We start from the raw sequence: 13,503 nt of genomic DNA on the forward strand, positions 1-13,503 counted from the left end.
GCCGGAGCGGCTCAGAGGACGGCCTCGGATTCGATCCAGCGGTCCTGCGGGACGGTCTTGAGCCGGACGACGCCCTCGGCCATCGGGGCGAGGTGGATCTCGGTGCGGCGCAGCGCGGTGAAGTGGCCGTAGGCGCCCTTGTGGACGGCTTCGACGGCGTGCCAGCCGAAGCGGGTGGCGAGGACGCGGTCGAGGGCGGTGGGGATGCCGCCGCGCTGGGTGTGGCCGAGGATGACCGGTCGGGCCTCCTTGCCGAGCAGGTTCTCCAGTTCGATGGCGAGCCGTGTGCCGATGCCGCCGAAGGTCTGGTGGCCGAAGCGGTCGACTTCGCCGTGTTCGAAGCGCAGGGTGCCGGGCAGCGGCTGGGCGCCTTCGGCGACGGCGATGATGGCGAACTTCTTGCCGCGCCGGAAGCGGTCCTCGATCATGCGGGCGACGGCTTCGATGTCGAAGGGCTTCTCGGGGATGAGGATGCCGTGGGCGCCGCCGGCCATGCCCGCGGTGAGGGTGATCCAGCCGGTGTGGCGGCCCATCAACTCGACGACCATGACGCGCTGGTGGGACTCGGCGGTGGTCTTGAGGCGGTCGATGGCCTCGGTGGCGACGTGCACGGCGGTGTCGAAGCCGAAGGTGACGTCGGTGGCGTCGATGTCGTTGTCGATGGTCTTGGGGACGCCGACGACGGGCAGTCCGGCGTCGCTGAACAGTTTGGCGGCGGTGAGGGTGCCTTCGCCGCCGATCGCGATCAGGGCGTCGATGCCGAGCCGGGCGGCGAGTTCGGCGTTGTTCTCGACCGCCCAGCGGATCCGTTCGCGCTGCACCCGGGCGGAGCCGAGGATGGTGCCGCCGAGGGTGAGCAGGCCGGTGACGTCGTCGTGCGAGATCGGGCGGGCGCGGCCCTCGATCAGGCCGAGGAAGCCGTCCTCGATGCCGATGATCTCGTCGCCGTGGACGTCGGTGCCGCGGTGCACGACGGAGCGGATCACCGCGTTGAGTCCGGGGCAGTCGCCGCCGCTGGTGAGAACGCCGATACGCATGGTGGCTGTGCTCTCCTGCTCCCGGGGGCCGCGGGCCCCCGCGTAGGTGGACCGGACCGCCGACGCTGCCGGTCCGCCCGACAGTCGCCACCCTACGCGGTCGGGCCGCTACCGCGGAGTAGCCACGGGCGGCCTACTGCTCGGCGAAGTGGTCCCAGCCGGCGGTGCGGTCCCAGGGCGCGCCGTCGACGGTGACGACTCCCCCGCGGCCGGGCCGGGCGGGGCGGACGACCTCGCCGATCTTCCGCCAGCGGGACGGGAGTTGGGTGCTCTTGGGGAAGGTCGCGACGATCGCGTGGTCCTCGCCGCCGGACAGCACCCACACCAGCGGGTCGACGCCGACGGCCTGGCCGATGTCGGCCATCTGCGCGGGGATGTCGAAGTCGGCGGCGCGCAGGTCGATGTCCGCGCCGCTGGCCCGGGCGACGTGGCCGAGGTCGGCGACCAGCCCGTCGGAGACGTCGACCATGGCGGTGGCGCCGAGGTCGCTGGCGGCGGGGCCCGCGTGGTACGGCGGTTCGGGGCGGCGGTGGGCCTCGACGAAGGCGCGCGGGGAACGGAAGCCGCGCTGCAGGACGGTCAGCCCGGCGGCGGACCAGCCGAGCCAGCCGGTGACGGCGACCACGTCGCCGACCTGGGCGCCGGAGCGCACCACGGGCTTGCGGCCCTGGAGGTCGCCGAGGGCGGTGATCGCCAGGGTGATGGTGTCGCCGCGGACCACGTCGCCGCCGACCACGGTCGCGCCGGCGACCTGGCACTCGTCGCGCAGGCCGTCCATCAGTTCGGTGGCCCAGGTGGTGGGCAGGTCGGCGGGGGCGACCAGGCCGAGCAGCAGGGCGGTGGGGACGGCGCCCATGGCGGCGATGTCGGCGAGGTTCTGCGCGGCGCACTTGCGGCCCACGTCGTACGCGGTGGACCAGTCGCGCCGGAAGTGCCGGCCCTCGATGAGCACGTCGGTGGTGGCGACCACCCGCCCGTCGGGGGCCTTGACCACCGCCGCGTCGTCGCCGGGGCCGAGTTCCACCGCCGGCGTCATCGGCAGCCGTGCGGTCAGCTCCCGGATGAGCCCGAACTCGCCGAGCTCGCCCACGGTCCCCTGCATCAGCCCGTCCTCCCGCGTTCTTCACGTGTCGTCCGTCCGGGGGTGCGCCCCCGCGCGGCAGCGTACGCCCTCGGAGGGTGCGAGGGTCTCCCCTGTGCCGCTGTCGCGCGGTAGCGTGGTGATCAGACTGCCGGTCAGCAACTCCCCCACCCAGCCGCCTGGAGGTCCACCGTGGTGCAGGCGTACATCCTGATCCAGACCGAGGTGGGCAAGGCCACCGCGGTCGCCGAGTCCATCGCCAAGATCCCCGGGGTGCTCACCGCCGAGGACGTCACCGGGCCGTACGACGTGATCGTCCGGGCCGAGGCGGAGACGATCGACGAACTGGGCCGCCTGGTGGTGGCGAAGGTGCAGCAGGTGGAGGGGATCACGCGGACCCTCACCTGTCCGGTGGTGCGCCTGTAAGGGCGCTTACCATCGGCGGGTGACCGCTACCGAGCTCCTGAACCGCCTTCCCGCGCCGGTCCGCTGGTTCGGACCCCCCGCCGTCCTGCTCGCCGTGACGGCGGGGCTGGTCGCCTTCTGGAGCGGCGACCCGGACGTGAAGCCGCCGACGCCCACCGCCCAGGTAGCGCAGTACTGCGAGGCGCTGGACGCCAAGCTGCCGGCCGACGTGCTCGGCCACCCGCGCAAGGACCCGGCCCCGGCCTCGCCGTACACCGCGGCCTGGGCGTCCTCGCCGCGCACCGTGCTGACCTGCGGCGGGGAGCGGCCGGAGTACCTGAGCATCGCCGACCGGAAGGGCCCGTGCATCGACGAGGTCAGCTGGGGCATGGACGCGGACGGCGACGGCGGCTACTGGTTCGCCACCGGTGCGCGCAAGGCGTACGTGGAGGTGCACGTCCCCGCGGGCGCGTACACCAACTACGCGGACCCGCTGAGCTCGTTCACCGAAGCCATCCGGTCGACCGTCCCGACCTGGGACGGGAAGGCCGACTCGGACTGCTTCGACAGCGGCGCCTAGGAACTACCGCAGGCCGGTGGAGCGGCGCAGCGCGGCCGCCAGCAGGCGGTCGATCAGCTCGGCGTAGGGCACGCCGGTGGCCTCCCACATCTTGGGGTAGGCCGAGATCGGCGTGAAGCCGGGCATGGTGTTGATCTCGTTGACCATCCACCGGCCGTCGTTCAGCAGGAAGAAGTCGACCCGAGCCAGGCCCTCGCAGCCGAGGCCCTCGAAGACCTCGACGGCCTGCCGCTGGAGTTCGGTGCGCTCGGCGTCGGTGAGCTTCGCGGGGATCTCGACCTCGGAGGAGTCGATGTACTTGGCCTCGAAGTCGTAGAACTCGAAGTCGGCGTCGACCAGCACCTCGGCGGGCACCGAGGCGCGCGGGCCGTCCTCGAACTCCAGCACGCCGCACTCGATCTCGCGGCCCTCGACGCCCTTCTCCACGATCACCTTGGGGTCGTGGCGGCGGGCCTCGTCGATCGCGGCGTCGAGGTCGGCGAGGTCCTTGACCTTGGTGATGCCGATCGAGGAGCCGGCCCGGCAGGGCTTGACGAACAGCGGCAGGCCGAGCGCGGCGATCCGCTCCCGGGCGGCGGCGCGGCCGTCCTCGGTCTGCCACTCGCGCGGCTTGAGCACCGTGTACTCGCCCGCGTACAGGCCGAGCGACTCGATGATGCGCTTGGTGAACTCCTTGTCCATGCCGACCGAGCTGGCCAGCACGCCGGAGCCGACGTACGGCACCCCGGAGAGCTCCAGCAGGCCCTGCAGGGTGCCGTCCTCGCCCCAGGGGCCGTGCAGCAGCGGCAGCACCACGTCGACCTCGCCGAGCACCTTGGGGGCGGCGCCGGGCTCGCTCCACACCACGTCCCGGTTGCCGGGCGCGAGGGGCAGCGCGACCTGGCCCTCGGCGGACTCGGCGACCTGGTCGACGTCGGGCATCCGGCCGTCGGTGATCGCCATCCGGGCGGGTTCGTCGCCGACCAGGGCCCAGCGGCCCTCGTGGGTGATGCCGATCGGCAGCACCTCGTACTTGCTGCGGTCGATCGAGCGCAGCACGCTGGCGGCGGTGACCACGGACACGCCGTGCTCGGAGCTCCGGCCGCCGAAGACGATCGCGACGCGCGGCTTGGCCGACTGGTTCGGGGAGGTGTGTTCGATGCTCATATCGGCGTTGAGACTACCGTCCGATTCCGGTCACCGGCGCTCCGGCTTGGCCGAACGGGCCATCAGGCCCTTCAGCACTTCCTGGGTCGGCCGGCCGTTGTGCACCACGTCGACCACGGCTTCGACGATCGGCATGTCGACGCCGTTGCGCCGCGCCAGGTCGAGCACCGACTCGCAGGACTTCACGCCCTCCGCGGTCTGGCTGGTCGCCGCGATGGTCTCGGCGAGCGTCATGCCGCGGCCCAGGTTGGTGCCGAAGGTGTTGTTCCGGGACAGCGGCGAGGAGCAGGTCGCCACCAGGTCGCCCATGCCCGCCAGGCCCGCGAAGGTGTGCGCGTCGGCGCCCAGGCGCAGGCCCAGCCGGGTGGTCTCGGCCAGGCCGCGGGTGATCAGGGTGGCCTTGGTGTTGTCGCCCAGGCCCATGCCGTTGGCCATGCCGACCGCCAGGCCGATGACGTTCTTCACCGCGCCGCCGAGTTCGCAGCCCACCACGTCGGTGTTGGTGTAGGGGCGGAAGTACGGCGTGTGGCAGGCCTTCTGGAAGCGCTTGGCGACCTCCTCGTCGGTGCAGGCGACGACGGTGGCGGCGGGCTGCCGGTTGGCGATCTCGCCGGCCAGGTTGGGGCCGGAGACCACCACGACGCGCTCCGGGCCGACCTGCGCGACCTCCTCGATGACCTCGCTCATCCGCTTCGCGGTGCCGAGTTCGATGCCCTTCATCAGGCTGACCAGCACGGTGTCCGGGCCCAGCAGCGGCCCCCACAGCGCGAGGTTGTCGCGCAGCGTCTGGGACGGCACGGAGAGCACCGCGAAGTCCGCGCCGGCCAGCGCGGCGGCCGCGTCGGTGGTCGCGGTGATCGACGGCGGGAGGTCCAGGCCGGGCAGGTAGTCCCGGTTGACGTGCTCCTTGTTGATGGCGTCGACCAGGTCCTGGCGGCGGCCCCACAGGGTCACCTCGCAGCCGGCGTCGGCCAGGATCATCGCGAAGGCGGTGCCCCAGGAGCCCGTCCCCATCACGGCGCAGCGGGTCACCGGTCGCCCTCCTTGGCGGCGCGCTCGCGCTTGGCCTCGGCGGCCGTGGCGCGGTCCTTGGCGGCCTTGCGCATGTCGTAGCGCTCGGCGGGGGCCTTCTCGCCGCGGATCTCCTCCAGCACGGCGGTGATCGCCGCCATGATGTCGTCGGTGGCCTCCCGCAGCACCTGGGCGGTGATCTCCTGGCCCTGGTACTTGCTGAGGTCGACGGCGGGGCCGGCCGCGACGATCACCTTGTGCCGGGGGAACAGGTGGTACTTGCCCTTCCCGCCCTTGCCGTACGGCGGGATGATCTCCTGCGCGCCCCAGTGCGCGACCGGGATCACCGGCGCGCCCGTCATCAGCGCGACCCGGGCGGCGCCGCTCTTGCCGGTCATCGGCCACATGTCCGGGTCCCGGGTGAGGGTGCCCTCCGGGTAGAACTGCACGCACTGCCCGGACTTGACCGCGTCGATCGCGGCGCGGAACGCGTCGGCGGCGTCGGTGGAGTCCCGGAACACCGGGATCTGGCCGGTCTTGCGCAGCATGAAGCCGATGAACGGCACCGAGAACAGTGAGGACTTGGCGAGTATCCGCGGCGGGCGGCCCGAGTTGTACTGCCAGTGCCCGTAGAACACCGGGTCGATCACCGAGTTGTGGTTCACCGCGGCGATGAAGCCGCCCTTCTCGGGCAGATGCTCCCAGCCCCGCCAGTCCGTCGTCGCCAGGGCGTTGTTCACCGGCTTCACGAGCACTGCCGCCAGGCGGTACCAGATTCCGTAATCGGCGTTTCCGAACCTGGCGTTAGAGCGGCGGGCCACCCCAGCTCCTCCTCATTCGCGCGGCGTCCCGCCCGAGCGGTGCCGCTGGTCTCTCTCCCTCGCCGGGGGCCGGGCAGCGGCTCCGAGGCGCCGACCAGTCTCACCCGCGAGGGAAGTCCGTGTCGAGCAGCCACCACCGCCACCGGCCGTCCGGTGCCCCGCCGACCGCCCCGGACGACCCGGAGCCGGTGGCCAAGCTTCCCCGGCGGACGCCACAATGACGCCGATGACAGAGGACACCGTACGCCCCGCCACCGTCCGCCCGTCCGCCCCGGGGCCGGGCGCGGGCGACCGGTCCGAGCTGCGGCCGGACGACGCCCCGCCGCCGCCCGGCTGGACGGTGGTCGTCCCGGTCAAGCCGCTCGCCGAGGCGAAGAGCCGGCTGTCCGCGCTCGGCGAGCTGCGGCCCCGGCTCGCCCTGGCCTTCGCCCTCGACACCGTCGCCGCGGCGCTCGCCTGCCCCTCGGTCGGACAGGTCCTGGTGGTCGGCCGGGACCCGCGCGCCACCCGGGCGCTGCGCGCGCTGGGGGCGACCGTCCTCGACGACGAACCCGGCGACGGGCTCAACCCGGCGTTCCTGCACGGCACTCGCGCCGCGCACCGGCTGCACCCGCGCTCCCCCGTCGCCACGCTCTGCGCCGACCTGCCGGCGCTGCGGCCCCGCGAACTCGCCCGCGTACTGGCCGCCGTACCCGCGCAGGGCCGGGCCTTCCTGGCGGACGCCGTCGGCACCGGGACGGCGCTGCTCGCCGCGCCGCCCGGCGTCCCGCTGCAGCCGGCCTTCGGGCCCGGCTCCCGGGAGCGCCACGCGGCCGGCGGGGCGGGCGAACTCCGGCTGGCCGACGTGCTGTCCGTCCGGCACGACGTGGACACCCCCGCGGACCTGGCCGCCGCCCACCGGCTCGGCCTCGGCCCGGCCACCGCCGTCCTGCTCCGAAGCCCTATGCTGCTTCCCATGCAGGCCACCGCGTTCACCTTCGACCCCACGACCCGCTCCGGCTCGGTCCTGCTCGACGACGGCACGCCCCTCCCCTTCGACGCCCCCGCCTTCGACGCCGGCGGCCTGCGTCTGGTGCGCCCCGGCCAGCGCCTGCGGATCCGCACCGCCGGCGAGGGCCAGGGGCGCCGGGTCACCTTCCTCACGCTGGCCACCTTCCCGGACGCGGACGCCGTCTGACGCCCGCGCGGCCGGGGGGTCGTGGTCAGGCGGAGCGCGGCAGCTTCGGCTCCGGGTCGAAGTGGCCGCGCCCGTCGTGCAGGCAGAGCGCCATGACGGCCGGCGTGTTCAGCAACTCCAGCCGCCTGGGCCCGACTTGCAGCGGCCCGGCGGCGGTCGGGACCACCCTGATCAGCCGGGTCGTCCCGAGCAGCGCGAAGCTCAGCAGCAGGTGGCCGTCCCGCGCGAGGAAGCCCTCGGTGCGCTGCGCGGCGTCCGGCCCGAAGAAGTAGCGGTAGGCCTCGTACTGCGTCCACCCCAGCGGGAGCGTCCGGAGGGTGCCCCAGAGCGAGGCCAGCGCATCGGCGAGGGTGAGGAACGAGGCCGGTTCGGTGAGGCCTTCGATGGTGACGGCGAATCCGGACTGCTGGCCCTTCACGGCGGCTCCTGGGGCGGGTCGAGTTCGGCCCAGATGGTGTGGGACCGGGCGGAGTGGCGATGACCGAAGCGGTCGGCCTCGGTGAGGACGTCGAGGATCACCAAGTGCGCCTCGGCGTCCGGGTTTCCGGGGAGGGTGGCCTCGATCCGGTGGCCGCCGCCGGGGAGGCGGCGGATCCGGGCCTCGGCCCCGGCGGCGGCGGCGAGCCTGGAGGCAAGGTCGAACACCCTGGTGGTTCGCACGTCACGCCCCTCCCCCGAAGTCGGCCGATCACGCAAAGTGAATCTAAGCCATTAGATTCCACCTGATGCATTAGATTGTCAAGCTGAATCACCCGTCCTGCCGCAGCCCCGGCAGGTCTCGCCTTCCGCCGGGAGATGCCAGATGCCTTCACAGGACCCGCCGTACCTCCGCATCGCGGACCATCTGCGCCGTCGGGTGGAGAGCGGGGAGTGGACCGTCGGCGAGCGACTGCCGTCCCGCGCGCAACTGGCCGTGGACTACGGCGTGGGGGCCAACGTGCTCCAGCGCGCGATGGAAGTCCTCATCTCCGAGCGGCTGTTGGAGGGCAAGGCCGGTTCCGGCACCTACCTGCGCGAGCCGACCGAGCGCCTCCCGATGCGCCGCGCCCGCGCGGTCGCCGCGTTCCCGGTCTCCGCCGTGCCGGACGGGACGTACGAGTCGCACAGCCGGGCCCGGGTGGAGCCGCCGGCCGCGGTGGCGCGCCGACTCGGCCTCGCGCCGGGCGAGTTGACGGTCCACACCCGCTACGAGTTCCTGCTGGAGCACAAGCCGGTCCAACTCGCCGAGTCCTGGGAGCCGATGGCGATCACCGCCGAAACCCCGGTCCTGATGCCGGAGTTGGGCCCGCTGGCCGGACGGGGCGTGGTGGAGCGGATGGCGTCGATCGGCGTCCGGGTGGTGCGCGCGGAGGAGCGGCCGCGCCCCGGGCGGGCCACGCCGGAGCAGGCGCAGCTGCTGGGGATCGCCAACGGAGACCCCGTGCTGCTGATCGAGCGGACCTATCTCGACGACTCCGGGCGTGCGGTGGAGACCGCGCTTGTGGTCATTCCGGATTCCCGCTGGGAGATCGTCTATGACCTGCCGGTGGAACAGCCGGAGTAATTTCCTCCGGTCCCGCGCAATTCCCCGGCGCTTCGCCGGGCGGGCGTCGGACGGACCCTGACGCGGGCCGTGCCGCAGGCCTCACCGGAGCCGTGACGGGGGCGGCGACGGGGGCGGCGACGGGACGCGAAAAGGCCGCGACGGCCCCGTCCCGGGTCTCCGGAGGTCCGGGTTCCCTGGCATGGGGCCGTCGCGGCCTGGCGGCCCCGGCGCCGGCTGGTCCGGCACCGGGATCGGCGGTGACTACTTGGCGGTGGACTTGCGCGCCGTGGTCTTGCGCGCGGTGGTCTTCTTCGCCGGAGCGGTCTTCTTGGCGGCGGCGGCCTTCTTGGTGGCGGCCGCGGTGGTGGTCTTCTTCGCCGGGGTGGCCTTGGCGGTGGTGGCCTTCTTGGTGGCGGTGGTGGCCTTCTTGGTCGCCGTGGTGGCCGTCTTCTTGGCCGCGGTGGTCGCGGTCTTCTTCGCGGCGGTCTTCTTGGTCGCCGTGGCGGAGGCGGCGGCAGCGCGCTTGGTGGCGGCGCGCTTGGCGGCCGGGGTGGCGGCACCCGACTTGCCCGGGGTCAGCGAGCCCTTGGGGGCCTTCTTGACGGACGGGCCGTCCTTCGGGAGCTTCTTGCTGCCGGAGACGAGGTCCTTGAAGCCCTGGCCCGGGCGGAACCGCGGCACGGCGGTCTTCTTGACCTTGACCCGCTCACCGGTCTGCGGGTTGCGGGCGAAGCGCGCCGAGCGCTCCACCTTCTCGAAGGTGCCGAAGCCGGTGACCGACACCCGGTCACCCGCCACGACGGCACGCACCATGGTGTCGAGCACTGCGTCGACGGCCTCTGCGGCAGCCTTGCGACCGCCCAGCTGCTCGGCCACCGCTTCGACAAGCTGAGCCTTGTTCACGTCTTCCCCTTCGGAAACGGGCGCCGGATGATTCCATCCGTTCTTTTCGCACGTTAGGTATGTATCTGCGGACTTTCAATTACCAAACGCGTGAATCACCCTAGTGTCGCAATGGATTTGCGCATGGAGGAGCTCACCGGGGAGGCATCCGCCCCTCGTCGAGGTCCTGCACAAAGCGACTCAACCGCCGTGCCGCCTCCGGGAGATCACGCTTGGCGGTCTCGGTGACGATCAGCAGTTGTCGGGTGAGAGCGGTCTTTGCGTCCGTCGACACGTTCAGCGCGTGAACGCGGGCGTGGGCTTGCTTCAACCGCTCGGCCACCAGTGCGTGGAGCAGGGTGACTTCCGAGTCGGCAGCACCGTCCCGGCCGTCCGCAGACGCGGGTTCGCCACCCGGGTACGGCGGTTCGGGACTGTGGTGCATGCAACGATTGTGCCATCTGTACGCAGTTGCGCTGAACCAGGGTCTATTCACGGGTGACGAACTCCCCTGCGAACAACGAAGACCCGCCCCGGAGGGGGGCGGGTCTTGTTGTCGGACGGTGTTGTCCGAGTGTCAGAAAGCGACGACTCAGGCGACCGGGAGCGTACGCGGCTTGAAGCTCGGTCGCTTCGCTTCGAACGCGGCGACATCCGCCTCGTTCTGCAGCGTGATGCTGATGTCGTCCAGGCCGTTCAACAGCCGCCAACGCACGTTGTCGTCCAGCTCGAACGGCGCGGTGACGCCCTCGGCGCGCACCTCGCGGGCCTCCAGGTCGACGGTGACCTCCGCGGTCGGGTCGGCCTCCGTCAACTCCCAGAGCCGCTCCACGGTCTCCTGCGGCAGCACCACCGTCAGCAGGCCGTTCTTCAGCGAGTTCCCGCGGAAGATGTCGGCGAAACGGGAGGAGATCACGGCCTGGAAACCGTAGTTCTGCAGCGCCCACACGGCGTGCTCGCGGGACGAGCCGGTGCCGAACTCGGGGCCGGCCACCAGGACCGTCGCGCCCTTGCGCTCCGGGCGGTTGAGGACGAACTCCTCGTCCTTGCGCCAGGCCTCGAACAGGCCGTCCTCGAAACCGGAACGGGTGACCTTCTTCAACCAGTGCGCCGGGATGATCTGGTCGGTGTCCACGTTGGAGCGGCGCAGCGGGACGGCGCGGCCGGTGTGGGTGGTGAACTTCTCCATGACTCAGGCCTCCACGGCGACGTTGTTGGCCGGCAGATCGGACGGTGCGGCCAGGCGGCCCAGCAGGGCGGTGGCGGCGGCGACCTGGGGCGACACCAGGTGGGTGCGGCCGCCCTTGCCCTGGCGGCCCTCGAAGTTGCGGTTCGAGGTGGACGCGCAGCGCTCGCCCGGGGCCAGCTGGTCGGGGTTCATGCCCAGGCACATCGAGCAGCCCGCGTGCCGCCACTCGGCGCCCGCCGCGGTGAACACCTTGTCCAGGCCCTCCTCGACGGCCTGCAGGGCGACCCGGACCGAGCCCGGAACCACCAGCATCCGTACGGTGTCGGCGATCTGACGACCCTCCAGGACGGCGGCCGCGGCGCGCAGGTCCTCGATCCGGCCGTTGGTGCAGGAGCCGACGAACACCGCGTCGACCTTGACCTCGCGCAGCGGGGTGCCGGCCTGGAGGCCCATGTACTTCAGGGCGTTCTCGGCGGCGGTCCGCTCCTGCGGGTCCTCGAAGTCGGCCGGGTCCGGCACGTTCGCGCCCAGCGGCGCGCCCTGGCCCGGGTTGGTGCCCCAGGTGACGAACGGGGTCAGCTCGGCGGCGTCGATGAACACCTCGGCGTCGAACACCGCGTCCTCGTCGGTGGCCAGGGTCTCCCAATAGGCCACCGCGGCGTCCCAGTCCGCGCCCTGCGGGGCGTGCGGGCGGCCCTGCAGATAGTCGAAGGTGGTGCGGTCCGGGGCGATCATGCCGGCCCGGGCGCCCGCCTCGATGGACATGTTGCAGATCGTCATCCGGGCCTCCATGGAGAGGCTGCGGATCGCCGAACCCCGGTACTCCAGGACGTAGCCCTGGCCGCCGCCGGTACCGATCTTGGCGATCACGGCCAGGATCAGGTCCTTGGCGGTGACGCCCTCCGGCAGCTCGCCCTCGACGGTGATCGCCATCGTCCGGAACGGCGCCAGCGGCAGCGTCTGGGTGGCGAGCACGTGCTCGACCTGGCTGGTGCCGATGCCGAACGCCAGTGCGCCGAAAGCGCCGTGGGTGGAGGTGTGGGAGTCGCCGCAGACCACCGTCATGCCCGGCTGGGTCAGGCCCAGCTGCGGGCCGACCACGTGCACCACGCCCTGCTCGACGTCGCCCAGCGAGTGGATGCGCACGCCGAACTCCTCGGCGTTCTTGCGCAGCGTCTCCAGCTGGACCCGGGAGACCGGGTCGGCGATCGGCTTGTCGATGTCCAGGGTCGGGGTGTTGTGGTCCTCGGTGGCGATCGTCAGATCGGTGCGGCGCACCTGGCGGCCGGCCAGCCGGAGGCCGTCGAACGCCTGCGGGCTGGTCACCTCGTGCAGCAGGTGCAGGTCGATGTAGAGCAGGTCGGGCTCGCCCTCGGCGCGCCGGACGACGTGGTCGTCCCAGACCTTCTCTGCGAGTGTCCGTCCCATCGGATTCCCTCCAGCCGGCCGCTCTGCCGGCCTTCTCGTGATCGTCGAGGTCTTGTCCCGTGCCGCCCTGTGAGGCTCGCTCGGCATCGTGACCTGCACGCCGGACCGTCCAGCATGCGGACACCGGGTACGGGTCCGCGCTGGGTGTTCTCCCGGGCTGCTGACACCAAGAGTGGCGCTTTTCTCGGAAGATTGAACTTGCGTCTCGCTGATTGAGACTGCAGTATCGAGACATGGACAACACTAGCGGCGTCGGCGTTCTCGACAAGGCCGCTCTGGTGCTCAGCGCACTGGAGTCGGGCCCCGCCACGCTGGCGGGGCTGGTCGCCGCCACCGGTCTGGCACGGCCCACCGCCCACCGACTCGCCGTCGCACTCGAACACCACCGCCTGGTCACCAGGGACATGCAGGGCCGGTTCATTCTCGGCCCCCGCCTGGCCGAACTCTCCGCCGCCGCCGGCGAGGACCGCCTGCTGGCCGCCGCCGGCCCGGTCCTCACCCACCTGCGCGACGTGACGGGCGAGAGCGCCCAGCTCTACCGCCGCCAGGGCGAGATGCGGATCTGCGTGGCCGCCGCCGAGCGGCTCTCCGGCCTGCGGGACACCGTGCCGGTGGGCTCCACCCTCCCGATGAAGGCAGGCTCCGCCGCGCAGGTCCTGCTCGCCTGGGAGGAGCCGGAGCGCCTGCACCGCGGCCTCCAGGGCGCCCGGTTCACCGCCACCGCGCTCAGCGGCGTGCGCCGCCGCGGCTGGGCCCAGTCCATCGGCGAACGGGAGCCCGGCGTCGCCTCGGTGTCCGCCCCCGTCCGCGGCCCCTCCAACCGGGTCGTCGCCGCGGTCTCGGTCTCCGGCCCGATCGAACGACTCACCCGCCACCCGGGCCGCCTGCACGCCCAGGCCATCATCGAGGCCGCCAACCGCCTCACCGAGGCCCTCCGCCGCAGCTGACCCCTCAGCCACCACCTGCCCCCGGGCCCCACCCGGGGGCAGCCCCATGCCGCGCACTCAACCGGCCGCCGGCCACGCCCAGTTGACGCCACCAACGCCCTCGCAGACCGGCGAGACACACCAACCGGGACCCACCACACCCGGCACACAGACAGACGAAAGCGAAGCGCCGCAGGCAGGCGAAGCGCCGCAGGCAGGCGAAGCGCCGCAGGCAGGCGAAGCGCCGCAGGCAGGCGAAGCGCCGCAGGCAGGCGAAGCGCCGCAGGCAGGCGAA

At 72.4% G+C, this 13,503-nt stretch carries 15 protein-coding genes and 2 pseudogenes; 6 read left to right on the plus strand and 11 right to left on the minus strand.

The window, feature by feature from the left end:
• Positions 1–11: 11 nt before the first annotated feature.
• Together ACWEMJ_RS07255 and ACWEMJ_RS07260 are read right to left on the minus strand one after the other, a co-directional pair.
• Entirely contained in the window at positions 12–1,037 is a 1,026-nt protein-coding gene (locus ACWEMJ_RS07255) for an ATP-dependent 6-phosphofructokinase (protein ID WP_452135979.1), read from the minus strand.
• Between the two features lie 133 nt (positions 1,038–1,170).
• Positions 1,171–2,139, minus strand: coding sequence for a thiamine-phosphate kinase (locus tag ACWEMJ_RS07260; protein ID WP_452135980.1), 969 nt, complete (start codon positions 2,137–2,139; stop codon positions 1,171–1,173).
• Between the two features lie 171 nt (positions 2,140–2,310).
• Here ACWEMJ_RS07260 and ACWEMJ_RS07265 point away from each other — a divergent pair, with 171 nt between their 5' ends.
• Positions 2,311–2,544, plus strand: coding sequence for an Lrp/AsnC family transcriptional regulator (locus ACWEMJ_RS07265; protein ID WP_452135981.1), 234 nt, complete (start codon positions 2,311–2,313; stop codon positions 2,542–2,544).
• 19 nt (positions 2,545–2,563) lie between these two features.
• Positions 2,564–3,103 (plus strand): DUF3515 domain-containing protein, encoded by a 540-nt coding sequence (locus ACWEMJ_RS07270; protein ID WP_452135982.1) that lies wholly within the window; start codon positions 2,564–2,566, stop codon positions 3,101–3,103.
• Positions 3,104–3,106: 3 nt separating this feature from the next.
• Here ACWEMJ_RS07270 and ACWEMJ_RS07275 read toward each other — a convergent pair whose 3' ends face one another.
• The 3 genes from ACWEMJ_RS07275 to ACWEMJ_RS07285 are packed head-to-tail and all read right to left on the minus strand — an operon-like array spanning position 3,107 to position 6,081.
• A complete protein-coding gene (locus ACWEMJ_RS07275; protein ID WP_452135983.1) occupies positions 3,107–4,249 on the minus strand; it encodes a D-alanine--D-alanine ligase family protein in 1,143 nt (380 codons plus the stop codon).
• Between the two features lie 30 nt (positions 4,250–4,279).
• Complete coding sequence (locus ACWEMJ_RS07280) at positions 4,280–5,281, minus strand: NAD(P)H-dependent glycerol-3-phosphate dehydrogenase (RefSeq protein ID WP_452135984.1); 1,002 nt, start codon at positions 5,279–5,281, stop codon at positions 4,280–4,282.
• Positions 5,278–6,081, minus strand: a complete 804-nt coding sequence (locus ACWEMJ_RS07285; RefSeq protein ID WP_452135985.1) for a lysophospholipid acyltransferase family protein — start codon at positions 6,079–6,081, stop codon at positions 5,278–5,280. The genes ACWEMJ_RS07280 and ACWEMJ_RS07285 overlap by 4 nt, the downstream gene beginning before the upstream one ends.
• A 226-nt stretch (positions 6,082–6,307) precedes the next feature.
• On the opposite strand from ACWEMJ_RS07285, the pseudogene cofC reads away from it, so the two are divergent.
• Positions 6,308–7,042 (plus strand): annotated as a pseudogene (cofC, locus tag ACWEMJ_RS07290) (2-phospho-L-lactate guanylyltransferase); the annotation flags it as partial.
• Between the two features lie 241 nt (positions 7,043–7,283).
• Here the strand turns inward: cofC and ACWEMJ_RS07295 are convergent.
• Positions 7,284–7,676 carry a hypothetical protein gene (locus ACWEMJ_RS07295; RefSeq protein WP_452135986.1) on the minus strand — a complete coding sequence of 131 codons (393 nt, stop codon included), beginning with the start codon at positions 7,674–7,676 and terminating at the stop codon, positions 7,284–7,286.
• Positions 7,673–7,918, minus strand: a complete 246-nt coding sequence (locus ACWEMJ_RS07300) for a hypothetical protein (protein ID WP_452135987.1) — start codon at positions 7,916–7,918, stop codon at positions 7,673–7,675. The genes ACWEMJ_RS07295 and ACWEMJ_RS07300 overlap by 4 nt, the downstream gene beginning before the upstream one ends.
• A 142-nt stretch (positions 7,919–8,060) precedes the next feature.
• Here ACWEMJ_RS07300 and ACWEMJ_RS07305 point away from each other — a divergent pair, with 142 nt between their 5' ends.
• Entirely contained in the window at positions 8,061–8,801 is a 741-nt protein-coding gene (locus ACWEMJ_RS07305) for a GntR family transcriptional regulator (protein WP_452135988.1), read from the plus strand.
• 243 nt (positions 8,802–9,044) lie between these two features.
• On the opposite strand, the gene ACWEMJ_RS07310 is transcribed toward ACWEMJ_RS07305, so the two are convergent.
• The 4 genes from ACWEMJ_RS07310 to leuC form a co-directional block, all read right to left on the minus strand.
• Complete coding sequence (locus ACWEMJ_RS07310) at positions 9,045–9,686, minus strand: HU family DNA-binding protein (protein ID WP_452135989.1); 642 nt, start codon at positions 9,684–9,686, stop codon at positions 9,045–9,047.
• A 133-nt stretch (positions 9,687–9,819) separates the two neighbouring features.
• The gene (locus tag ACWEMJ_RS07315) at positions 9,820–10,110 is read right to left on the minus strand and encodes an SCO5555 family protein (protein WP_452135990.1); all 291 of its coding nucleotides are present in this window, start codon (positions 10,108–10,110) and stop codon (positions 9,820–9,822) included.
• 147 nt (positions 10,111–10,257) lie between these two features.
• Entirely contained in the window at positions 10,258–10,854 is a 597-nt protein-coding gene (leuD, locus tag ACWEMJ_RS07320; RefSeq protein WP_452135991.1) for a 3-isopropylmalate dehydratase small subunit, read from the minus strand.
• A gap of 3 nt (positions 10,855–10,857) precedes the next feature.
• On the minus strand, positions 10,858–12,282 hold the full coding sequence (gene leuC, locus ACWEMJ_RS07325; protein WP_452135992.1) for a 3-isopropylmalate dehydratase large subunit: 1,425 nt from the start codon (positions 12,280–12,282) through the stop codon (positions 10,858–10,860).
• Positions 12,283–12,515: 233 nt separating this feature from the next.
• On the opposite strand from leuC, the gene ACWEMJ_RS07330 reads away from it, so the two are divergent.
• Together ACWEMJ_RS07330 and ACWEMJ_RS07335 are read left to right on the plus strand one after the other, a co-directional pair.
• Complete coding sequence (locus tag ACWEMJ_RS07330) at positions 12,516–13,229, plus strand: IclR family transcriptional regulator (RefSeq protein WP_035866446.1); 714 nt, start codon at positions 12,516–12,518, stop codon at positions 13,227–13,229.
• Positions 13,230–13,275: 46 nt separating this feature from the next.
• Positions 13,276–13,503: pseudogene (locus tag ACWEMJ_RS07335) on the plus strand (hypothetical protein); the annotation flags it as partial.

This window comes from Kitasatospora sp. NPDC004531, assembly GCF_053602195.1.

Excerpts from the sequence above, each read along its gene's own strand:
- ACWEMJ_RS07330 (WP_035866446.1), top strand. The coding sequence starts at position 12,516 with ATGGACAACACTAGCGGCGTCGGCGTTCTCGACAAGGCCGCTCTGGTG.
- ACWEMJ_RS07305 (WP_452135988.1), top strand. The coding sequence starts at position 8,061 with ATGCCTTCACAGGACCCGCCGTACCTCCGCATCGCGGACCATCTGCGC.
- leuC (WP_452135992.1), bottom strand. The coding sequence starts at position 12,282 with ATGGGACGGACACTCGCAGAGAAGGTCTGGGACGACCACGTCGTCCGG.
- ACWEMJ_RS07275 (WP_452135983.1), bottom strand. The coding sequence starts at position 4,249 with ATGAGCATCGAACACACCTCCCCGAACCAGTCGGCCAAGCCGCGCGTC.
- ACWEMJ_RS07315 (WP_452135990.1), bottom strand. The coding sequence starts at position 10,110 with ATGCACCACAGTCCCGAACCGCCGTACCCGGGTGGCGAACCCGCGTCT.
- ACWEMJ_RS07255 (WP_452135979.1), bottom strand. The coding sequence starts at position 1,037 with ATGCGTATCGGCGTTCTCACCAGCGGCGGCGACTGCCCCGGACTCAAC.
- ACWEMJ_RS07260 (WP_452135980.1), bottom strand. The coding sequence starts at position 2,139 with ATGCAGGGGACCGTGGGCGAGCTCGGCGAGTTCGGGCTCATCCGGGAG.
- leuD (WP_452135991.1), bottom strand. The coding sequence starts at position 10,854 with ATGGAGAAGTTCACCACCCACACCGGCCGCGCCGTCCCGCTGCGCCGC.